Source organism: Paraburkholderia sp. A1RI-2L, from assembly GCF_048957375.1.
Taxonomy (GTDB): Bacteria; Pseudomonadota; Gammaproteobacteria; order Burkholderiales; family Burkholderiaceae; genus Paraburkholderia.
On the sequence record NZ_JARBTA010000001.1, the window covers coordinates 186,502 to 208,492 of the forward strand.

19 protein-coding genes are annotated in these 21,991 nt (G+C 65.9%); 10 read left to right on the forward strand and 9 right to left on the reverse strand.

Annotation, left to right across the window (positions count from 1 at the left end):
* Window positions 1-16: 16 nt before the first annotated feature.
* From PWP93_RS00870 to PWP93_RS00880, 3 genes are all read right to left on the reverse strand, one after another.
* On the reverse strand, window positions 17-1,675 hold the full coding sequence (locus PWP93_RS00870) for an MFS transporter (RefSeq protein WP_421043129.1): 1,659 nt from the start codon (window positions 1,673-1,675) through the stop codon (window positions 17-19).
* A 264-nt stretch (window positions 1,676-1,939) separates the two neighbouring features.
* Window positions 1,940-3,505, reverse strand: a complete 1,566-nt coding sequence (locus PWP93_RS00875) for a sensor histidine kinase N-terminal domain-containing protein (protein WP_421043130.1) — start codon at window positions 3,503-3,505, stop codon at window positions 1,940-1,942.
* A gap of 12 nt (window positions 3,506-3,517) precedes the next feature.
* Entirely contained in the window at window positions 3,518-4,282 is a 765-nt protein-coding gene (locus tag PWP93_RS00880) for a response regulator (protein WP_421043131.1), read from the reverse strand.
* Between the two features lie 276 nt (window positions 4,283-4,558).
* Between PWP93_RS00880 and recA the strand changes: the two genes are divergently transcribed.
* The 8 genes from recA to PWP93_RS00920 all read left to right on the forward strand — a co-directional run bounded on the left by recA (window position 4,559) and on the right by PWP93_RS00920 (window position 13,215).
* Window positions 4,559-5,635 (forward strand): recombinase RecA, encoded by a 1,077-nt coding sequence (gene recA, locus PWP93_RS00885; protein ID WP_421024694.1) that lies wholly within the window; start codon window positions 4,559-4,561, stop codon window positions 5,633-5,635.
* Between the two features lie 49 nt (window positions 5,636-5,684).
* Complete coding sequence (gene recX, locus PWP93_RS00890; RefSeq protein ID WP_421025264.1) at window positions 5,685-6,317, forward strand: recombination regulator RecX; 633 nt, start codon at window positions 5,685-5,687, stop codon at window positions 6,315-6,317.
* Between the two features lie 133 nt (window positions 6,318-6,450).
* Window positions 6,451-7,146, forward strand: a complete 696-nt coding sequence (locus PWP93_RS00895) for a DUF2889 domain-containing protein (RefSeq protein WP_421024693.1) — start codon at window positions 6,451-6,453, stop codon at window positions 7,144-7,146.
* Window positions 7,147-7,196: 50 nt separating this feature from the next.
* Entirely contained in the window at window positions 7,197-8,363 is a 1,167-nt protein-coding gene (gene sucC / locus PWP93_RS00900) for an ADP-forming succinate--CoA ligase subunit beta (RefSeq protein ID WP_421024692.1), read from the forward strand.
* Window positions 8,364-8,457: 94 nt separating this feature from the next.
* Window positions 8,458-9,339: a succinate--CoA ligase subunit alpha gene (sucD, locus tag PWP93_RS00905; protein WP_035532387.1), complete on the forward strand. Its 882-nt coding sequence runs from the start codon at window positions 8,458-8,460 to the stop codon at window positions 9,337-9,339.
* 217 nt (window positions 9,340-9,556) lie between these two features.
* The gene (locus tag PWP93_RS00910) at window positions 9,557-10,267 is read left to right on the forward strand and encodes a TerC family protein (protein WP_421043132.1); all 711 of its coding nucleotides are present in this window, start codon (window positions 9,557-9,559) and stop codon (window positions 10,265-10,267) included.
* Window positions 10,268-10,460: 193 nt separating this feature from the next.
* Window positions 10,461-11,138 carry a pilin gene (locus tag PWP93_RS00915; protein ID WP_421024690.1) on the forward strand — a complete coding sequence of 226 codons (678 nt, stop codon included), beginning with the start codon at window positions 10,461-10,463 and terminating at the stop codon, window positions 11,136-11,138.
* Window positions 11,139-11,382: 244 nt separating this feature from the next.
* Window positions 11,383-13,215 (forward strand): PglL family O-oligosaccharyltransferase, encoded by a 1,833-nt coding sequence (locus PWP93_RS00920; protein WP_421043133.1) that lies wholly within the window; start codon window positions 11,383-11,385, stop codon window positions 13,213-13,215.
* 108 nt (window positions 13,216-13,323) lie between these two features.
* On the opposite strand, the gene moaC is transcribed toward PWP93_RS00920, so the two are convergent.
* Window positions 13,324-13,803, reverse strand: coding sequence for a cyclic pyranopterin monophosphate synthase MoaC (moaC, locus tag PWP93_RS00925; protein WP_213299674.1), 480 nt, complete (start codon window positions 13,801-13,803; stop codon window positions 13,324-13,326).
* Between the two features lie 368 nt (window positions 13,804-14,171).
* Here moaC and PWP93_RS00930 point away from each other — a divergent pair, with 368 nt between their 5' ends.
* Window positions 14,172-16,055, forward strand: a complete 1,884-nt coding sequence (locus tag PWP93_RS00930) for a M48 family metalloprotease (protein WP_421043134.1) — start codon at window positions 14,172-14,174, stop codon at window positions 16,053-16,055.
* Between the two features lie 15 nt (window positions 16,056-16,070).
* Here the strand turns inward: PWP93_RS00930 and PWP93_RS00935 are convergent, their stop codons facing one another.
* From PWP93_RS00935 to PWP93_RS00955, 5 genes are all read right to left on the reverse strand, one after another.
* Window positions 16,071-16,712 carry a DUF2946 family protein gene (locus PWP93_RS00935; RefSeq protein ID WP_421043135.1) on the reverse strand — a complete coding sequence of 214 codons (642 nt, stop codon included), beginning with the start codon at window positions 16,710-16,712 and terminating at the stop codon, window positions 16,071-16,073.
* Entirely contained in the window at window positions 16,705-17,838 is a 1,134-nt protein-coding gene (locus PWP93_RS00940; RefSeq protein ID WP_421043136.1) for a hydrolase, read from the reverse strand. Before PWP93_RS00940 ends, PWP93_RS00935 begins: the two co-directional genes overlap by 8 nt.
* Window positions 17,839-17,907: 69 nt before the next feature.
* Window positions 17,908-18,354 carry a nuclear transport factor 2 family protein gene (locus PWP93_RS00945; RefSeq protein ID WP_421024685.1) on the reverse strand — a complete coding sequence of 149 codons (447 nt, stop codon included), beginning with the start codon at window positions 18,352-18,354 and terminating at the stop codon, window positions 17,908-17,910.
* Window positions 18,355-18,685: 331 nt separating this feature from the next.
* Complete coding sequence (gene waaF / locus PWP93_RS00950; protein WP_421043137.1) at window positions 18,686-19,711, reverse strand: lipopolysaccharide heptosyltransferase II; 1,026 nt, start codon at window positions 19,709-19,711, stop codon at window positions 18,686-18,688.
* Between the two features lie 336 nt (window positions 19,712-20,047).
* Complete coding sequence (locus PWP93_RS00955; protein WP_213299692.1) at window positions 20,048-20,242, reverse strand: zinc-finger domain-containing protein; 195 nt, start codon at window positions 20,240-20,242, stop codon at window positions 20,048-20,050.
* Between the two features lie 511 nt (window positions 20,243-20,753).
* Here PWP93_RS00955 and PWP93_RS00960 point away from each other — a divergent pair.
* Window positions 20,754-21,953: a phosphoglycerate kinase gene (locus PWP93_RS00960; protein WP_421024683.1), complete on the forward strand. Its 1,200-nt coding sequence runs from the start codon at window positions 20,754-20,756 to the stop codon at window positions 21,951-21,953.
* The last annotated feature ends 38 nt before the right edge of the window (window positions 21,954-21,991 follow it).

The following is a 21,991-nucleotide window of genomic DNA, read 5'->3' on the forward strand; positions in this document are numbered from 1 at the left end:
GTCCTCCATCAGCGCATCAATCCTGCGCGTAGATATCCGAGTCCTTGGTCTCCTTCACGAACAGAACGCCAATCACGCAGGTCGCGAGTGCGATGATGATCGGATACCAGAGCCCCGAATAGATATTGCCCTTGGCCGCCACGATCGCGAAGGCCGTCGCCGGCAGGAAGCCGCCGAACCAGCCGTTGCCGATGTGATAGGGCAGCGACATCGACGTATAGCGGATGCGCGTCGGGAACATCTCCACCAGCATTGCCGCGATGGGCCCGTACACCATCGTCACGAAGATCACGAGGATGGTCAGAATCGCCACGGTCATCGGCCAGTTGAGCTGCGCCGGATCGGCCTTGGCCGGGTAGCCCGCCGATTTCAGCGTGCCCGAGAGCGTCTTCTCGAACGCCGCGCCCGCTTCCTTCGCACCCGCAGCCTTGCCGTCATAGGTGTCGACCGTCGTGTCGCCCACCTTGATCTGCGCCATCGTGCCCGCCGGCGCGGCCACGTTCGAGTAGTTCAGGCCCGCCTTCGAAAGCGCGCTCTTGGCGATATCGCACGAGCTCGTGAATTTCGAGGTGCCCACCGGGTTGAACTGGAACGAGCATTCGTCCGGGTTCGCGATCACCACGATCGGCGCGCGCGCCGTCGCGGTTTCGAGCGCCGGGTTGGCGAAGTGCGTGAGCGCCTTGAAGAGCGGGAAGTAGGTGAGCGCCGCGATCAGGCAGCCGGCCATGATGATCGGCTTGCGGCCGATCTTGTCCGAGAGCGCGCCGAAGAACAGAAAGAACGGCGTGCCGATCAGCAGCGCCAGCGCGATCAGGATGTTGGCGCTCGCGCCGTCGACCTTGAGCGTCTGCGTGAGGAAGAAGAGCGCGTAGAACTGGCCCGTGTACCAGACCACGGCCTGGCCCGCCGTCACGCCGATCAGCGCGAGGATCACGACCTTGAGGTTCTTCCACTGGCCGAACGCTTCGGAGAGCGGCGCCTTCGAGACCTTGCCTTCAGCCTTGATGCGCTTGAATGCCGGCGATTCGTCGAGTTGCAGGCGGATCCACACCGACACCGCGAGCAGCAGGATCGAGGCCACGAACGGAATGCGCCATGCCCAGGTGGCGAACGCTTCTTCGCCCACCGTCGTGCGCACGCCGAGAATCACGAGCAGCGAGAGGAACAGGCCGAGCGTCGCCGTGGTCTGGATCCACGAGGTGTAGAAGCCGCGGCGTCCGGGCGGCGCATGTTCGGCCACGTATGTCGCCGCGCCGCCGTACTCGCCACCGAGCGCAAGGCCCTGGAGCAGGCGCATGCCGATGAAGATCACGGGCGCGGCGATGCCGATCGACGCGTAACCGGGCAGGAAGCCGACCACGAAAGTGGACAGGCCCATGATGACGATGGTGACGAGGAACGTATGCTTGCGGCCCACGAGGTCGCCGAGGCGCCCGAACACAATCGCGCCGAACGGCCGCACTGCGAAGCCCGCCGCAAAGCCGAGCAGCGTGAAGATGAAGCCTGCGGTGGGGTTCACGCCAGAGAAAAAGCTCTTGCTGATGTAGGCCGCGAGCGAGCCGGCCAGGTAGAAGTCGTACCACTCGAACACCGTGCCGAGCGACGACGCGAAGATTACGCGTTTTTCGTCGCTGGTCATCGGCGCGTGTGAGACTTGTCCGCCAACGGTTGCCATATGTGTCTCCATTTTTGATATGCGTATGGGCCCGCCATGCGAGCGGTCCTGCGGAGCATTATTGGAATGGAAACTTACGGGGTTCTGACGACAGTGACGCTTTCCTGTGGCGCGATCCGGATGGCCTATTGTTTGCTAATTGCTCTCAACGATTGGGTAACGGTCGTCAAAATCAGGTCAATTGATGCTATCTTTCGAGCTCGTGTGGGGTGGGCGGGTGCTGGCTAAGGGTAAGTCCCATCCCGGTTTTCGCCCGTTTTGCCGTCAGCTGCCGTCGCGCAGACGCAGTGTCACGCGCACGAGCGTGCCGGCGAGACGCGGTTCGGCTTGATAGACGTTGTCGTCGATGGTGAGCGTGCCGCCGTGCATCGTGGCAATCTCGCGCACGATCGCGAGCCCGAGGCCGCTGCCGTCGCCGTCGCGCCCGAGGATGCGATAGAAGCGTTCCTGAACGCGTTCGCGCTCCGCTGCCGGAATGCCGATGCCGGTGTCCTCCACTTCCAGATGCACCACGTGCGCGGCGGGTTCAGGCCGCACGCGCACCGTGATGCGGCCGCCGGCGGGCGTGTAGCGGATCGCATTGTCGATCAGGTTCGACAGCATCTCGCGCAGCATCACGGGGTTGCCGTCGACCTGCACCGGTGCGGCGCGGTCCTGCGTGCCGCGTTCATCGCCGTCGTTCGCTTTGCTCTCCGGACCTTCGTATCCGAGGTCCATCTGCTTGGCGAGCGCGGGCTGCACCCAGTCGCGCACCGCGTGACGGGCCACATCGGCGATATCGACGGGGGCGAAAATCTGCCCCGTCATCCGGTTTTCGGCGCGCGCGAGCGCGAGCAGTTGCGTGACGAGCCGCGCGGCGTGCTCGGAACTCGTCGCGATCTGCTCGAGCGAGCGGTGCACCTCGGCGCTTGCGTCCTGGCGCAGCGCCAGCTCGGCCTGGGTGCGCAGGCCCGCGAGCGGCGTCTTCATCTGGTGCGCGGCATCGGCGATAAAGCGCTTTTGCAGCTGCATGTTCTGTTCGAGGCGCGTGAGCAGGTCGTTGAACGAGGTGACGAGCGGCTCGATCTCGGGCGGCGCGCGCCGCGCTTCGAGCGGCGAGAGGTCGTCGGGGCGGCGCATGCGCATGTTCGATTCCAGCGCATGCAGCGGCGCGAGGCCGCGCGAGAGGCCGAACCAGACGAGCAGGATCGCGAGCGGCAGGATCACGAACTGCGGCAGGATCACGCCTTTAATGATGTCGTTGGCGAGCTGGCGGCGCTTGTCGAGCGTTTCGGCCACCTGCACGAGCACGGGCTGCGAGCCCGACAGATTCGCCAGTTCGACCGTCGTATAGGCCACGCGGATATCGATGCCATGCAGCATGTCGTCGCGGAATTCCACAAGGCCGGCGGGCGGGCGGTCGTCGTCGCGCGGCAGCGGCATCTCGCGGTCGCCGCCCACCAGTTCGCCGCGGCGGCCGAGCACCTGGTAGAACACGCTGTCGACGTTGTCGGCGCGCAGGAAGTCGCGCGTGGAGGCGGGCAGCGAGAGCTCCACCACGCCGTTGACCGGATGGATCTGGCGCGCGAGCACATAGGCGTCGGTTTCGAGCGCGCGGTCGAACGGGCCGTTGGCGATCGACTTGGCGACGAGATACGTGACCGCGATGCTCATCGGCCAGAGCAGCAGCAGCGGCGCGAGCATCCAGTCGAGAATTTCGCCGAACAGCGAGCGGGGGCGCGCGGCGGCGGCTTCGGCCTCGTCGGGCGGGGCGAACGGGTTGGCGTAGCGGGCGTCGCGCGCCTCGTCGTCGAGCGCGCCGGGCTGGGCGGCGGGAGCGGGCTCGGCCATCGTGGCGCCTGGCTATTTGTAGTGGTGGCTCGCCGGCATGGCGGGAGGCGCGGCGGCGCCTGCCGAGGGGCTCGCCGGGGTGCCTGCCGGGTTGCTCGCGTTTGCCGGATTCGCTTCCTTTTCGAGGCAATATCCGAGCCCACGCACGGTCACGATGCGCACGCCGCCCGTTTCGAGTTTTTTGCGCAGCCGGTGCACGTAGACCTCGATCGCGTTGTTGCTCACTTCCTCGCCCCATTCGCACAGATGGTCGACGAGCTGTTCCTTCGAGACGAGCCGCCCGAGCCGCTGCAGCAGCACTTCGAGCACGCCGAGTTCGCGCGCGGAGAGATCGAGCACCTGGTCGTTGATGCGCGCCACACGCCCGACCTGGTCGAACGCCAGCGCGCCATGGCGCACGACCGTGGGGCCACCGCCCGCGCCGCGCCGCGTGAGCGCACGCACGCGCGCTTCCAGTTCGTTGAGCGCAAACGGCTTGGCCATGTAGTCGTCGGCGCCGAGGTCGAGGCCTTTCACGCGTTCGTCCACGCTGTCGGCGGCGGTGAGGATCAGCACGGGGAGGTTGGAATTGCGCGCGCGCAAGCGGCGCAGCACTTCGAGGCCCGGCATTTTCGGCAGGCCCAGATCGAGGATCAGGAGGTCGAACGACTGCATCGACAAGGCCGTATCGGCATCCACGCCGTGACGCACGTGATCAACGGCATAGCCCGCCTGGCGGAGTGATCGGACGAGACCGTCCGCGAGTATGCTGTCGTCTTCGGCAATGAGAATTCGCATGTGCGCCAGCGTCGCCCTCATAGCGCTTTGATGCCCGTTTTGTGCGGCGCGGGGTGTGCAGCGCGCGCAGCGCTCCCGGCAGGGAGCGGGCCCGGGCAGCGTCGGGCGGCGGTCTCCGAAAATTCGCGGTTTCGGCGCGCGCGTTTGCCCAAAAGGGCCAAAAACGGGCTTGCCAAAACTACTGTTTTTTTATACAGTGTCTGCGTTCAGGCGCATGTGCGCAAAAGCACGCGCGCATCGTCACCAGACGCCGTTCATCATAGCAAAGGACGATTCATGGAAGATAGCAAGAAAGGCTCGGCTGGGCTGACTGCTGAAAAGAGCAAGGCACTGGCTGCCGCGCTCGCGCAGATCGAAAAGCAGTTCGGCAAAGGGTCGATCATGCGGCTCGGCGACGGCGAGGCGGTCGAAGACATTCAGGTGGTCTCCACCGGTTCGCTCGGCCTCGACATTGCGCTCGGCGTGGGCGGCTTGCCGCGCGGCCGGGTGGTCGAGATCTACGGTCCGGAATCGTCGGGCAAGACCACGCTCACGCTCCAGGTGATCGCCGAATTGCAGAAGCTCGGCGGCACGGCGGCGTTTATCGACGCGGAACACGCGCTCGACGTGCAGTACGCGTCCAAGCTCGGCGTGAACGTGCCGGAGCTGCTCATCTCGCAGCCGGACACGGGCGAGCAGGCGCTCGAAATCACCGACGCGCTGGTGCGCTCGGGCTCGATCGACATGATCGTGATCGACTCGGTTGCGGCGCTCGTGCCGAAGGCCGAAATCGAAGGCGAAATGGGCGACTCGCTGCCGGGGCTGCAGGCGCGCCTGATGTCGCAGGCGCTGCGCAAGCTCACCGGCACGATCAAGAAGACGAACTGCATGGTGATCTTCATTAACCAGATCCGCATGAAGATCGGCGTGATGTTCGGCAACCCGGAAACCACCACGGGCGGCAACGCGCTCAAGTTCTACTCGTCGGTGCGTCTGGATATTCGCCGTATCGGTTCGATCAAGAAGAACGACGAAGTGATCGGCAGCGAAACGCGTGTGAAGGTCGTCAAGAACAAGGTGTCGCCGCCGTTCCGCGAAGCCGTGTTCGACATCCTCTACGGCGAAGGCATCTCGCGCCAGGGCGAAATCATCGACCTCGGCGTGCAGGCCAAGATCGTGGACAAGGCAGGCGCGTGGTACAGCTATAACGGCGAACGCATCGGCCAAGGCAAGGACAATGCGCGCGAATTCCTGCGCGAGAATGCGGACATCGCTCGCGAGATCGAAAACCGCATTCGCGAGTCGCTTGGCGTGAGCACGATGCCGGACGGCGTCAACGACTCCGGCGAAGTCGAAGTCGCGGGCGAAGAATAAGTTCGGATCATCAGTCTCGAATGGGCACCAGAGAGTCAGCACGATCGTGATGCGCAAGGTTGGGTTCGCTTCGGTGCCGCATGAGACGGAAACGTCAGAGGCCCCGCCTTCGTCTTTGGGCGAAGGCGGGGCCTCGTCGCAAGCCGACCAATTCGAGCGCACCTCCACCTCGCGTACCTCACGCACCTCGCGAAACGCGCCCACGAACGAAGCGCCTGGCAGGCAGCGCCCCGAGCGTTCCCTCAAGGGCCGTGCGCTCGGCTATCTCTCGCGCCGCGAATACAGCCGCGCAGAGCTTTCGCGCAAGCTCATGCCTTTCACCGAAAACGCCGACGAGCTCGAAGCACTGCTCGACGCGCTCGAACGCGAAGGCTGGCTATCCGACGCACGCTTTGCGGAAAGTGTCGTGTACCGCCGCGCCGCGCGCGTGGGAGCGGGGCGCATCGTCAGCGAGCTCAAGCGTCATGCCGTGGGCGACGCGCTCATTGAAGAAGTCAACGCTCAACTGCGCGAAACGGAACTCGCCCGGGCCCGTGCCGTCTGGCAAAAGAAGTACGGCCAGTTACCCGAGACGCCCGCCGAGCGCGCGCGTCAGGCGCGTTTTCTGGCCGCGCGAGGCTTTTCGATGTCGATAATCGGCAAGATTTTGAAGGGCATCGAAGACAGCTTCGAGGGCGACTGACCAAAAATTGATCCGGTCGACTCAAAAAACAGCTGCGGCCTGGCACTGCCGGGCGCTGTGGGTTCGCCGCTGTCTCAAATACTCGGTATGCTAAAATTGAGAGGTTTTCCTGTCCGGTCTTACCTCTACTAGCATGCCGCTTTCTTCGCCAGCGCCTCGCCAGTTGCGTCATCAGCGCGCTATCCGGGCGGTCGCCTATGAGCGCGAAGACGGCCTGTGGGACATCGACGCGTGCCTGACCGATCATAAGCCACGCGACGTGCCGCTCGCCGCCGGTGTGCGGCCCAACGGTTCGCCAATCCATGAACTCTGGCTCCGCATCACGATCGATCGCAAGCTCAACGTCGTCGACGCCGAAGCGTCGTCCGACTGGGTGCCGTACGACGGTCAGTGCCAGAACGCTCATCCCGCCTATCGGGCCCTTATCGGGCTCAATCTCCTCAAGAACTTTCGCCGCGAAGCCGGCCGGTTGCTCGCCGGCACGGTTGGCTGCACGCACCTCACGGAAATGCTGGGCGTGTTGCCGACAGTCGCGGTCCAGGCGTTTGCAGGAGAGGTGTGGGAAATCTCGCGCGGAACGCCCGGCGAAGCGTCCGGGCAGGAACCGAGCAAGACCGCCGACGGCGAAGCCGCCGGCGAAACGCCGCCTTTCCAGCTCGGCCGCTGCCATGCGCTGCGGTTCGACGGTGAGGCGGTGAGGCAGTTTTATCCGCGCTGGTATGGTCATGTGCCGCAATCAATAGAACGCGGCGCACAAGCCTCCAGCGTGCGCGACAACCCAACAGGCCTGAGCCAAGAGGGCAGGGCCGGCGTTCTCGCGCATGAATAACAACAGCGGAAACGAAGTTCACTCCAACTCTCAGACTGAAGGAATCACGCATGAAGATTCACGAGTACCAGGGTAAGGAAATCCTGCGGAAATTCGGAGTCGCGGTACCGCGCGGCAAGCCGGTGTTTTCGGTGGACGACGCGGTCAAGGCCGCTGAAGAGCTGGGCGGTCCGGTGTGGGTCGTCAAGGCGCAGATTCACGCAGGTGGCCGCGGCAAGGGCGGTGGCGTGAAGGTGGCGAAGTCGCTGGAACAGGTTCGCGAATACGCGAGCCAGATTCTCGGCATGCAGCTCGTCACGCACCAGACCGGTCCGGAAGGCCAGCGCGTCAACCGTCTGCTGATCGAAGAAGGCGCCGACATCAAGCAGGAACTGTATGTCAGCCTCGTCGTTGACCGCGTGTCGCAAAAGATCGTTCTGATGGGTTCGAGCGAAGGCGGCATGGACATCGAAGAAGTTGCCGAAAAGCATCCGGAACTGATTCACAAGGTCATCGTCGAGCCGTCGACGGGTCTGCTCGACGCTCAGGCCGACGACCTCGCCGCGAAGATCGGCGTGCCGGCTGCCTCGATTCCGCAAGCGCGCGCGATCCTGCAAGGCCTGTACAAGGCATTCTGGGAGACCGACGCGTCGCTGGCCGAAATCAACCCGCTCAACGTCACGGGCGACGGCAAGGTCATCGCACTCGACGCGAAGTTCAACTTCGACTCGAACGCGCTGTTCCGCCACCCGGAAATCGTTGCTTACCGCGACCTGGACGAAGAAGATCCGGCTGAAATCGAAGCCTCGAAGTTCGACCTCGCGTACATCTCGCTCGACGGCAACATCGGCTGTCTCGTGAACGGCGCAGGCCTTGCGATGGCCACGATGGACACGATCAAGCTGTTCGGCGGCGAGCCGGCGAACTTCCTCGACGTTGGCGGCGGCGCCACGACCGAGAAGGTCACCGAAGCGTTCAAGCTCATGCTCAAGAACCCGGGCCTGAAGGCGATCCTCGTGAACATCTTCGGCGGCATCATGCGCTGCGACGTGATCGCGGAAGGCGTGATCGCCGGTTCGAAGGCCGTGAATCTGAATGTGCCGCTCGTCGTGCGCATGAAGGGCACGAACGAGGACCTCGGCAAGAAGATGCTGGCCGAATCGGGCCTGCCGATCATCTCGGCGGACAGCATGGAAGAGGCTGCGCAGAAGGTCGTCGCGGCTACCGAAGGCAAGTAATTTTCAGCGGATACGAATGGCATCGTGCCGGCGCGAAGGCTCGGGTCCGCCCGGCTGACGCGACGCGCGACGCCAAACGAACAGAGGTCAATACATGTCGATTCTGATCAACAAAGACACCAAGGTCATCACGCAGGGCATCACCGGCAAGACCGGTCAGTTCCACACGCGCGCCTGCCGTGAATATGCCAACGGCCGCGAAGCGTTCGTCGCGGGCGTGAACCCGAAGAAGGCCGGCGAGGACTTCGAAGGCATTCCTATTTACGCGAACGTGCGTGAAGCCAAGGAAGCCACTGGCGCGACCGTTTCGGTCATCTACGTGCCGCCCGCAGGCGCCGCCGCCGCGATCTGGGAAGCCGTCGAGGCCGACCTCGATCTCGCGATCTGCATCACGGAAGGCATCCCTGTCCGCGACATGATCGAAGTCAAGGATCGTATGCGCCGCGAAGGCCGCAAGACGCTGCTCCTCGGCCCGAACTGCCCCGGCACGATCACGCCGGACGAGCTGAAGATCGGCATCATGCCGGGTCACATCCACAAGAAGGGCCGCATCGGCGTCGTGTCGCGTTCGGGCACGCTCACGTATGAAGCGGTGGGCCAACTGACGGCGCTCGGCCTCGGCCAGTCGTCGGCAGTGGGTATCGGCGGCGATCCGATCAACGGTCTGAAGCACATCGACGTCATGAAGATGTTCAACGACGACCCGGATACGGACGCCGTGATCATGATCGGCGAGATCGGCGGTCCGGACGAAGCCAACGCCGCTTACTGGATCAAGGACAACATGAAGAAGCCGGTGGTCGGCTTCATCGCAGGCGTCACGGCGCCTCCGGGCAAGCGCATGGGCCACGCCGGCGCGCTGATCTCGGGCGGTGCGGACACGGCCGACGCGAAGCTGGAAATCATGGACGGCTGCGGCATCAAGGTGACGCGCAACCCGTCGGAAATGGGTCGTCTGCTGAAGTCGATTCTGTAATTTCGGCGCGATAAATTTCAAAACTGGCTGCGCGCCCGCGCACGATGTGATGCGCGGGTGGCCAGCGTTTTTTGATATGCTTGCGGAACCCTTTCAAGAGGTTTCCGGACAGAAGCGAGGGAGTCAGTCATGGCTGCCTCGCTTTTTTACTTGTGCGGCTACTTTTTTTACGGCGGCCGCGCCTTGTTGCTGCATTCACGATTCTCTTGTCGCTTTCATGCTTGAGTTTTTCACGTCGCTCCACTGGGGCGCTGTTTTTCAGATCATCGTCATCGACATCCTGCTCGGTGGCGACAACGCCGTGGTGATCGCGCTCGCCTGCCGCGACTTGCCCGCACAACAGCGCCTGCGCGGCATCGTTTGGGGCACGGTCGGCGCGATCGTGCTGCGTGTCGTGCTGATCGCTTTTGCGGTCGTGCTGCTCAACGTGCCGTACCTGAAGTTCACGGGCGGCCTGCTGCTGCTGTGGATCGGGGTGCGGCTGCTTGCGCCTTCGCATCTCGAGCACGCCGACGTGAAGCCCTCCGACAAGCTGATCGGCGCGATCAAGACCATCATCGTCGCCGATGCGGTGATGAGCCTCGACAACGTCGTGGCTATCGCGGGCGCGGCCGAAGCCGCCGACCCGCGCCACCGCATCGCGCTCGTGATCTTTGGCCTGATGGTGAGCATTCCGCTGATCGTGTGGGGCAGCCAGCTCGTGCTCAGGCTGCTCGACCGCTATCCTGTGGTGGTGACGCTGGGCGCTGCGCTGCTCGGCTGGATCGCGGGCGGGCTGATCATCAACGATCCGGCCGGCGACCGCTGGCCGCTGCTCGATACGCCCGCGGCCGAATATGGCATGAGTGCGGGGTGCGCGATTCTGGTGGTGGTGGTCGGGCATCTGCTCAAGCGCCGCAACGAGCGGCGCGCGCAGGGCTCGCATTGAGTGCGGCGCTGGCGTTCTTCTGGTCGTTCTGAGCGGGCCGTCGCGTGGACGCTGCGCCTCGCACACAAGCCGATGCTCCGACAGCGTCAGGCCTAAGCCATCCGGCCGACTGCTGCGCCAACGGGGGCGCCGATACGATCGAAGCGCCTGTTCACTGTTTCGTGAGCAGGCGTTTCTCGTTTCAGGAGCCCTGATGATGACCGTATCCCCATCCCTTTCCAGCCCGAGCGCGTCTCGCTTCGCCGGGCCCTGTGCCGCGTCGGCCGCGGCCCCACCGTTTGCGAGCCATGCCACGCATGCCGCGGCTTCGCTCGTGCGGTCCTGTCGCGCGTTCGTGCGTCTCGCGAAGCGCTGGTCAGCGCCCGGTTTCACGCTCATCGAACTGATGATCGTGCTCGCCATCGTTGGTGTGATCGCCGCGTATGCCATTCCTGCGTATCAGGACTATCTTGCGCGCAGCCGGGTGGGCGAGGGCCTCTCGCTGGCTTCCGCAGCGCGGCTTGCAGTGGCGGAGAACGCGGCAAGCGGCAATGCGTTCGGCGCAGGCTACACGGTGCCGCCGGCCACGCGCAACGTAGACTCCGTGAAGGTGGACGACACGACCGGGCAGATCACCGTGGTGTTCACCAAGCGCATTGCGCCCGATGGCAGCAACACGATCGTGCTCGTGCCGTCGGTGCCCGACAACGCGGACTCGCCCACCGCGCGCGTGGCGCTCACGCAAGGCAGCGTGCAGGGCGGCACGCTCACGTGGGAATGCTTCGCGGGCGGCAAGTCGGCCTCGTCGCTCGGCGCACCTGGCTTGGGTCCGGTGCCTGTCGAGGCGGCTACGCTGCCCGCCAACCTCGCGCCGCCGGAGTGCCGGGCTTGAGAGCGTGAGGGTCTTGTGAAGCACGCGTGAGAGGCGGCAATTCGCGCGCCGGCCGTCGTGAGAGCGTCCGGCGCGCGATGTCTGGCGCATGCGCCGCCATGCTGCACCCATCTGGAGCCGGGGCCTGATGCGCGGCGTACGGATCGAAGGCATGGCAGGTGCGGGCGGATTTCATTCGTCTGCCTTCCGCACAGGGAGGGAAAAGTTTTGTATAGTGCGCCGGTTGCCGACGCCCCCCATTCCCATGCCTTCTCCTTTTGCGCGTTACCTTACGTTCGTCCTGCTGGCCGTTGCATTGATCCTGCCGTATGCGGTCGTCGTCCACACGTATCCCATCCCGACGTTCTATTCCGAATTCACCGCGCTCGCGCTGTATCTGATGGTCGGCGCCGGGGTCTGGCTGCTGGTGCGCTCCGCGCGGCCGGCGCGCGACTTCGCTTCGCCCGCGGTCGCGCTCGTGCCGCTCGCCTTCGGTGTGCTGCTCATCGTGCAGACCCTCGCGCTGCCCGTCGAGCAACCGTCGATGAACTGGCTGGGCGCGGGCTATCTGCTGGCCGCCTTCATGGCCGTCCACGCGGGCTATGGCATCACGCGCGTGAACCTCACGCGCACGGCGATGGTGTGGGGCGCCTGGGCGCTCATGATCGGCGGCCTGTTCGCGGTGTTCTGCCAGGTCATTCAACTGCTGCATCTCGAGGCGAAGGTCACGCCGCTCGTGGTCGCCTACAACGTGCGCTTCGACCGGCGGCCGTTCGGCAACATGGCGCAAGCCAATCACCTCGCGACCTACATCGCGTTCGCGACGGCAGCGGCGCTGTACCTCGTGCAGACGCGTCGTCTGAACGTCCTGTTGTGGGTCGTGCTTTCGGTCATCTACTCGGGCGGTCTCGCGCTTACCGTGTCGCGCGGCCCGTGGCTGCAGATGGCCGTAATTGTCGTTGCGGGACTCTGGATGGCGCTGTCCGCGACGCGCGGCGTGCGTGCCGGAGACGAGGCGGGCAGCACCACCGGTGCGTTCGCGCGTGTCGGCAGCGCGCGTGCCTGGGTCGTGCCCATCGTGCTTTTTGTGATTTTCTTCGCCGTGAACGGGCTCGTGCGCTGGGCCAACGTCCACTACGAGTTGTTGCTCGACCAGTCGGCGGCCGATCGCTTCAAGGATGCCGGCCAGATCGCGCCGCGCATCGCACTGTGGCGCTACGGCTGGACGATGTTCAAGACGCATCCGCTGCTGGGCGTGGGTTGGGGAGACTTCCCGATCCATCAGTTCGAACTCGCGCGCACGCTGGGCGGCGTCGAGATCGCCAACAACTCGCACGACATCTTCATCGACTTGCTCGCCAAGACGGGTGTGCTGGGCTGCGCGATCGTCGTGATCGGGCTCGTCGCCTGGTTCGTGCGCGCGCTGCGCGCGCCGCATACGGCAGAGCGCATTTTCGGTTTTGCGCTGATTGGCGCGCTGGTCATGCATGCGCTCGTCGAGTATCCGCAGCAGTACATGTTCTTCCTGCTGCCCGCGATGTTCGTGTTCGGCCTGCTCGAGACGAAGCCGCTGCGCTTCGTTCCGCCGAGCCTCACGCGCGCCGTTTATGCGGTGCTCGTGTTCGGCGGCATCGTTTCGCTGTGGCCGGTGCTGCACGACTACAACCGAGCGGAGGTGCTGTACTACGGTTCCCATCCCGCCGAGGAGTATGCGGCGCAGCCGTCGTTCCTGTTCCGCGCCTGGGGCAATTACGGCATGGCGACGCTCATGTCGATCGACGCCCGGGATCTCGCGAGCAAGCTCGCCGCGCACGAGCGCGCGATTGCGCTGCTGCCGGGCGAGACCGTGCTGCGCCGCTATGCGGCACTGCAGGCGCTCGATGGGAATCAGGACGGCGCGTTCGACACGGTCGAGCGCCTGAAAATCTTTGCGCAGGAACTGCATGACTGGCCCACGCAAATGGCCTCGCTATACAGCCTCTGCGACGCCGAGCCGGCGCTCGCAGGCTTCAAGGCCGCGCTGGTGAAAAAGTACGGCATGCCGGCGACGAAAGTCCAGCAAGAGTCGAACGAATCGGACGACGATTCGGATGATTGAGGGATGATTGACTATCGGGCGCGGCGGCTGGGCTCCGGCTCGCCGCTGGGCGCGCCAACGAACGCGCTCAGCGTTTGGACATTGCCTTAACTCCGCCCTGGCGGCGCCTTAACCCGCCGCCACCCAATCCCCCGACTTCCCGCCGTGCTTCTCCAGCACGCGCACATCGGTGATCGTCATGCCGCGGTCCACCGCCTTGCACATGTCGTAGACCGTCAACAGGCCCACCTGAACCGCGGTCAGCGCTTCCATTTCCACACCCGTGCGGCCCAGCGTCTCCACTTGCGCGGTGCAGTGCACGCCTGGCAGCGCCTCATCGAGCGCGAAATCGACCTTCACGCGCGTGATCGCGAGCGGATGGCACAGCGGAATCAGATCCGAGGTGCGCTTGGCGCCCTGGATCGCGGCGATGCGCGCGACGCCAATCACATCGCCTTTCTTCGCGTTGCCGTCGCGCACCAGCGCGAATGTGGCCGGCAGCATGCGAATCGTGCCGCTCGCCACGGCGATGCGCCGGGTCTCGGCCTTGCCGCCGACGTCGACCATGTGCGCGTCGCCTGCGGCGTCGAAATGGGTGAGTTCGGGCATGGTGGGTTCTTTCATGATAAAGGCGCGGATTAGCAGGATTTCGCTCGACGCGCCGTGTATTTGCTATCGACGCAGGTGCTGCGCCAAGGTTCCGGGATTGTAAGCTCGGAGTGAATCGTTCGCGCCGATATATTAAGCGAAAGATTCGAATACGGCCCCGCCCGTCGGAGCATCCGGTCAAGCACGGAACATGGAGACCTGGCGATGGCTCTCGCGCATCGTTGCGGCTGCACTTCCATTGGGGAGTGCAGCGTTCCAGGCTTGCCGCACGGGGCTACAATCGGTCGGTCGGGGCCAGTCGGCGCAGGCGCCAGATGATGGATTCCTGCCACTGGGCCAGCGCTCTGCATTCTTCGATCCTGTCATCAATGCATCTGAAACGGCTGCTTGCTGCGTGGTTGTGCATGTCGCTTGCCGTTACGCCGCAAGCGCACGCACAGGCGCCGGGCGGTGGGGCGGGGGCATCGGCTGCGCACGCGGCCGTGCTCGATCTCCATGCGGCGAGCGCGCCCGCCACGGGTGCGGCCGGGCCTCGCGCGAGCAAGCCATCCGTCGTTGGCGCGCTCGCCGCCGATGCACCCGCGCTCGTAAGCGGCCCGCCCGACGATGAAGCCAGCTTCGCCATTCCGGCCTCGATCGCGCAGGGGGTATTCGGCACTTATGGCGGCGCGCAGAGCCGTTTCGGCACGTCCGGTTCAGAACAACTCGCCGACTCCTCCGGGATGCCGGGCGCACGCGGCAACGCCAGTGCGCGCGCGCCGGCCTGGGTTCCGCAACTGCCCGACCTCGGCGACGGCTCGGGCGGCGAACTCACTCCGCAGGCGGAGCGCCGCATCGGCGAGCGCGTGATGCGTGAAATCCGGCGCGATCCCGACTACATCGGCGACTGGCTCGTGCGCGACTATCTCAACTCGGTGGCGGAGCGCCTCTCGGCTTCGGCGGCGGCGCAGTTCATCGGTGGGTATCGGCCGGACTTCGATCTGTTCGCCGTGCGCGATGGACAGATCAACGCGTTCTCGCTGCCGGGCGGCTTCATCGGCGTGAATACGGGACTGATCATGGCCACGCAGACCGAGTCGGAGCTGGCTTCCGTGCTCGGCCACGAGATGGGCCACGTGCTCCAGCGGCACATCGCGCGCATGCTTTCCCAGAGCGAGCGTACGGGTTATGCCGCGCTCGCGGGTATTGTGTTCGGCATTCTCGCGGGCGTGCTGGCGAGGAGCGGCGACCTCGGCAGCGCGATCGCCATGGGCAGCCAGGCTTACGCCGTCGACAGCCAGCTGCGCTTCTCGCGCGCCGCCGAGCATGAGGCGGACCGCGTCGGCTTCAAGCTGCTGGCCGGCGCAGGCTACGATGCCTGGGGCATGGTGGCGTTCTTCGAGCGGCTCGAGCGCACGTCGCTGGGCGACGCCGGCGTGCCGGCCTACGCGCGCACGCACCCGCTCACGATCTCGCGCATCGCCGACATGGAGGATCGCGCTCGCCGCTCGCCGTACCGGCAGCCGCGTCAGTCGCCCGAATACGGTTTCGTGCGTGCGCGTGTGCGCGTGCTTCAGGACCGTTCGCGCGGCGATTACCTCGACGAGATTGCGCGTCTGCGTGTCGAGATCGACGATCGCGTCGCGCTCAACGTCGCGGCGAACTGGTACGGCATTGCCTGTGCGCAGATGCGCGTCGAACGCTACGACGACGCCGCGGCGTCGCTTGCGAATGCGCGCGCATCGTTTGCCAGCTTCGAAGCCGCGGATGGTGAAAGCGGGGGCAGCAACGCGGGTAAGAGCAGTGGCGGCAAAATCCGCAGCTCGCCGAGCCTCGACGTGCTGGCTGCCGAGATCGCGCGTCGCGCGGGCCGCTTCGACGAAGCTGTGCGGCTCGCGCAGGCCGCGCATGCGGCGTGGCCCGCGTCGCATGCGGCCACCGACGGCCTGCTGCAGGCGCTGATCGACGCGCGCCGCTTCAAGGAGGCGCAGACGCTCGCGCGCAGCGAGACCGAGTCCGAGCCGCGCGAGGGGGCGTGGTGGCTGTATCTCGCTCAGTCGAGCGCGGGGCTGGGCGACCTGCTTGCGCAACGGCGGGCGCTCGCGGAAAAGTTCGCGCTCGATGGCGCGTGGCCGTCGGCGATCCGGCAGCTAAAGGAGGCGCGCGACATGAAGTCGGTGGGGTTCTACGATTTGTCGACGATCGATGCGCGCCTGCATGACTTCGAGGCGCGCTACAAGGAAGAGCGCGCGGACGAACAGGACCAGGGGTGAACGCGCCTATCCGGCTCAGCCAGCGGCTTTTTCCGCCTTTTCAGCTTGCTCCGGACTCCGTATGAACGCGAAACGCGCGGGCACGTCCGCGCGCGCGATGGGCTGCAAGGGCAGCGCGGTCTCGGCGCGCCAGTGAAACGTGCCGCTCTCGCCGTCCTCGGCTAGCGTCGCATGCTCCGTGAAGCAGTCGAGGTCGTGATCGTGCAGCAGGGCCACGCGCGCATGCGTGGCTGCGGCGATGTCGGCGCTTTCCGTGGCCGCTTCCATCGTCGATTCCGGCGCAGCTTCGAACAGCACGCTGCCATGCTCGTCGACGTACACGGCAGTCGGCTCGAAAGGCTGGCCCGCCTGATCGGCGAGCGTCAGTACGCCGCCGTTCGCGCTGGCGAGGCGCACGACCAACGGCGTGTATTCGAGCTCGACATAGACGCGTTGCGGCCCGTTCTGAAAGAACCATTGGCCCTTGGCGTCGCGTCCGTAATTGCGGTTGATGAAGCCGATGAGCGCCTCGTGCCGGATTAGCGTGCCTGGTGCGCCCTGGGCCTGGTCGGCTTCGTCGCGCAGGCGCCAGTGGCCGCGCGCGTCGAGCAGCAGCCAGCCGGTGCAATGCGGAACGTTGGGCCAGCGCGCGAGCGCCTGTTTGACGATGTCATCCATGGGTTTTGGCGAGGTGGGGCGAGAGGTAGCGGGTCACGCGTTGCGCGAGCCAGTCGTTGCGGCCAGGAAACGGCCCCGTCATGAAGCCGACGTGGCCTCCGTCTTCGGGCTGCTCGAGCTCGACCGCAGAACTCACTTCGTGGTGCGCAGGCAGCGCATCGCCGGGCAGGAACGGGTCGTTGCGCGCGTTGAGGACGAGCGTGGGCACGGCGATCTCGCCGAGCTTCGGGCGCACCGTCGCGCGGGTGTAGTAGTCGTGCGCGCTCTTGAAGCCATGCAGCGGCGCGGTCACGACATCGTCGAATTCGTACATGTTGCGCGTCGCCAGCACCGCTTGCGCGTCGAACAAGCCTGGATACTGTTCGAGCTTTTGCAGCGCTTTCACCTTGAGCGTCTTCAGGAAGCTGCGCGTGTAGACCATGCCGAAGCCGTTCGCGAGCATCTTGCCGCCCGCGTGCACGTCGAGCGGCGCCGAAATCGCGGCGGCGGCGCTCACGATCCTTGCGTCTTCGCGTTGCTGCGCGAGCCAGTGCAGCAGCACGTTGCCGCCGAGCGAAACGCCCGCCACCACGAGCGGGCCCGCGTGGCGCGCGGCGAGGCGGCGCAGGACCCAGTCGACTTCGGCTGCGTCGGCGAGATGGTAGAAGCGTGGCAGCAGGTTCATCGGCCCGCTGCAACTGCGAAAGTGCGGGATGACCGCGTGCCAGCCGTGCGCGTGCGCTGCCGCCGCGAACGCGCGGGCATAGTGCGAGCCGGAGCTGCCTTCAAGACCGTGAAAGAGCACGAACAGCGGCGCTTGTGACGAATGCTGCGGCGGCGCGTCGGCCCAATCGAGCTCGATGAAGTCGCCATCGGGCGTGTCCCAGCGTTCGCGCCGATAGGCGGGCAGGGGCAGGCGCGAAAACAGCGCGGGGATGATGGTCTGGAGGTGCGCGCCCGGCAGCCAGAAGGGGGCCTGGTAGGGCGTCTGGCAGGGTGACTGGCAGTGCGTCTGATAGGCGGCGGGGTGGTTCGCGTCCCCCTGCGCGTGGCCGCGCGCACCGTTCAGGACAGACGCGGCGGCAGGGTGTCTTGCCGCTTCGTTGCTAGTCCGGCTTAACGCCGCTTTTTCGCTTGTCGTGCTCATGGCCGTCCCCTTTCTCCCGCGCCTGGCCCTGCTTTTACCGCTGTCCTGCTGGCGCCGCGCACGCCTTTGTCAATGCAGCGCGCCCTGGCCGTGGCGCAGCTTTGCTGAGAACTGGCTCGCGGCGTCGTCGGGCATGCGGCTCGCGTGAATGTGCGCGATGCGCCACTCGCCGCGCTCATGCACCATCACATAAGTCGTGAAGACCATTGCCGGAATCGCGTTCGGATCCACAGGGCGATGCGCCTCCACGATGGCGTAGACCACCGTGCCCAGGCTGTCGTAGACGCGGATGTCGAGCGGCTCGATCGACACCGGCGCGGCTTCGAGCTCCGCGGCGAGACCGGCGCGAATGTCGGACAGGCCGTGCAGATGCGAACCCTGGGCGCTGATGCAACTCACGAACTCCTCGTCGATCCACAGGCCCATCAACGTGTCGATGTTGACCTCCGCGACGGCCTGATAGTACGCGTTGAGGGTGTCCGCGGCGGCTTCGAAGATGTGGGCAAAACGTGGCATGGCTCGTTGATCTGATGCGCTTCTTGCGCGGGTTGGCGTTGGCTTCGGCGTTTGCTTCGGTTCCGAGGCGGCGGTTGGTGGCGCCTGGCAGCCAGGCGCACGCCGCCGCATCATGAGACCGTCGCGAGACAGGCCTGTGACGCCCCGCTTCGTAGCGCGTTACCTGAATTGGGCGCGCGCTCGATGCATGGTGTCAGTGGCGTGCCGCACATCCACGGCCCGAAGCCCGTGAGGGGCGCGAGGTTTGCCGGGCGCCGGCAGCCCGCGGGCAGGCCGAAGGGAAACCGCGCGGGGGCGTGCGCGGCGCGCTCGCCGCCCGGGTTCGGTGCTGCTAGCGCTGGGCGACCAGCATACCGCGCAAATCGTCGAAGACCTGTTCCGGGCTCAGTTCGCGCAGGCAGTTTAGATGCCCGAGCGGACACTCGCGCGCAAAGCAGGGGCTGCATTCGAGATGCAGCCATTGTACCTTTGCGAGGTCGGACAAGGGCGGCGTGTGGCGCGGATCCGTCGATCCGTAGATCGCCACGAGCGGCCGGCGCAGCGCGGCGGCGACGTGCATGAGACCCGAATCGTTGGTGACCACGGCGCTCGCGCGCGAGATGAGCGCGCAGGCTTCGCCCAGCGCGGTCTGGCCGCACAGGTTGCGCACGTTCGGGGCTTTGTCGGCGATCGCCTGGGCGAGCGGAGCGTCCTTGGGCGAGCCGAGCGCGATGATCTGCATGTACGGGAACGACTGCCCGACCATGCGCGCGAGCGCCGCGAAATGCTCGGGCGGCCAGCGCTTGGCGGGGCCGTATTCGGCACCGGGGCAGAACACCAGCAGCGGCACGCGCGTGTCGAGATTGAAGCGCGCCGAGACGCGCGAGGCTTCGTTCGGATCCGCTTCGAGACGCGGCAGCGGCAGGTCGTCGGGTGCGGTGGCGCCGGGCGCGTAGGCGAGCGCGGCGTAGTGCTTGACCATCGGCGGGCGCTCGTCCTTGGGGGGATTTGCGTGGCGCACGTTCAGGAAGCCGTAGCGGCTCTCGCCGGTGTAGCCGATGCGCAGCGGAATGTTCGCGAGCCACGGGATCAGCGCGGACTTGAGCGAATTCGGCAGCACGTAGACCGCGTCGTAGCGCTCGGCGCGCAGGTCGCCGGCCAGTTGCCAGCGGCGCAGCAGCTGCAGCTTGCCGTGGGCGAGGTCGGTGGCGTAGACGTCGCGTATCTCGGGCATGCGCTCGAGCACGGGCGCAACCCAGGTGGGCGCAATCGCATCGATGTCGATGCGCGGATGCAGTTTTACGAGCCGCGAAAGAAGCGGCTGCGCCATCAGTGCGTCACCGATCCAATTCGGTGCAATTACCAGCGCGCGGCGCATCGGGAGTCAGGGTCCGGAAAAAGGGCGGGGATTTCGTACGCGGCCCGGCAACCTTGGGCCGGAGCGTGCGCGAAACGCGGTTAGGGAATCGGCGCGGCAAGCGCGCCGGCGGGTTGCGGGCCGTTCGAGGGGCCTGCGTGGCGGATGATGCGCCAGTGGCGGCAGGCGCGAGGAACATGCCGCGTGCCGGCGCGGGCATCATCGGGTGCCCACGCTGGCGCGGCGTCTTCTGTTGCGCTGAGCGCCCGGAATGCGGCGGCCCGGGCCGCCTGTCCTCACGTTACCGCCGTGTGTGCGAACCTTGCGAACCGTGCCGCTTCCTGCCAACAGCAGCCGTCAGTGGCCGTGCACGACCTCGCCGTCGCGCAGCTTGTAGCGCGTGCTGCAATACGGGCACTTCGCTTCGCCGTGGGTCACGTCGAGAAAGACACGCGGATGATTGCTCCAGCGCGGCATCGACGGATTCGGGCAATACGCGGGCAGGTCCTTGGCCTTCAACTCGACCAGGGGCATTTCCTTGAGTTCGCTCATGAGGATGATTCTCTTTGTATCCGGTGTATCGATCGGGCGCAGCCGGCTGTCTTGCCACATTCGGCGCCGCACGCCCCAGGCGCGAACCCTTCGGGCGCGCGCGGGGCAAAGAGTGCCATTTTAGCGTCATTTGTGCGCCGCAAGCGCGCTCACGGGCGCGCGCGTTGGCGCTGTAAGGTCTCGCAAGGTCTGCGCAGCGCCCATGCAAATACGCGACATTCTCTGATGCACGCTCAGATCAACCTGGCTATCGGCTAAAATACCGATCTCGCAAATCGATGCTGGCCTCGCGCCCGGCGCCGAGCAGCGACCCGCAGCGGCGCAGCGGCCTGTCACAGAGCCGGCAGAGGGCAGCCGCGCGGATCCCGCGCCGCGCCCTTTGCGTCTTTGTCCCCGATTGCACGTGTCGGGCACCCATGGCACCCACGGTAGCCATGGCACCCGGGCACGCGTTGCATTCGGCGCCCGCATCGGCTTGCCACCGCCTTCCCACCATCAAGATGAAATCTCCATGAACAAGGTTCTGCGTCTTTCCGACCTCATCTCCGAAGGCAAGCTCAAGGGCAAGCGGGTGTTTATCCGCGCCGACCTGAACGTGCCGCAGGACGACCAGGGCAACATCACCGAAGACACCCGCGTGCGCGCGTCCGTGCCGGCCATCAAGGCGGCGCTCGACGCCGGCGCGGCCGTCATGGTCACCTCGCACCTGGGCCGCCCGACCGAAGGCGAATTCAAGCCAGAAGACTCGCTCGCGCCGGTCGCGAAGCGCCTTGCCGAACTGCTTGGCCGCGACGTGCCGCTGGTCGCGAACTGGGTCGAGAACGGCGTGAACGTCGCGCCGGGCAACGTGGTCCTGCTCGAAAACTGCCGCGTCAACAAGGGCGAGAAGAAGAATTCCGACGAGCTCGCACAGAAAATGGCGAAGCTCTGTGACGTCTATGTCAACGACGCTTTCGGCACCGCGCATCGCGCCGAAGCCACCACCTACGGCATCGCGAAGTATGCGGGCATCGCCTGCGCAGGCCCGCTGCTGGCGGCCGAGCTCGACGCGCTCGGCAAAGCGCTCGGCGCGCCCAAGCGCCCGCTCGTGGCGATCGTCGCGGGCTCGAAGGTCTCGACCAAGCTCACCATCCTCAAGTCGCTGGCCGAGAAGGTCGACCAGCTGATCGTCGGCGGCGGCATCGCCAACACGTTCATGCTCGCGGCCGGCCTGAAGATCGGCAAGTCGCTCGCCGAAGCCGATCTCGTCGACGAAGCCAAGGCCATCATCGAAGCAGCGCGCGCGCGCGGTGCTTCGGTGCCGATCCCGACCGACGTCGTGACCGCCAAGGAATTCGCGCCGACGGCCAAGGCCGAGACGAAGAACGTGGCCGACGTGGCCGACGACGACATGATTCTCGACATCGGCCCGGTCACGGCCAACGCGCTCGCCGCGCAGCTCGCGCAAGCCGGCACGGTGGTGTGGAATGGCCCGGTCGGCGTGTTCGAGTTCGACCAGTTTGGCAACGGCACCAAGACGCTCGCGAGCGCCATCGCGAATTCGGGTGCGTTCTCGATCGCCGGCGGTGGCGACACGCTCGCGGCCATCGCGAAGTACAACATCGCCGACAAGGTCAGCTATATCTCGACCGGCGGCGGCGCATTCCTCGAATTCCTCGAGGGCAAGAAGCTGCCGGCAGTCGAAGTGCTCGAAACCCGGGCGGCAGGCTAAGTGGCGCCGCGCGCCCCGGCCGCCAAAGTGGCAAAGGC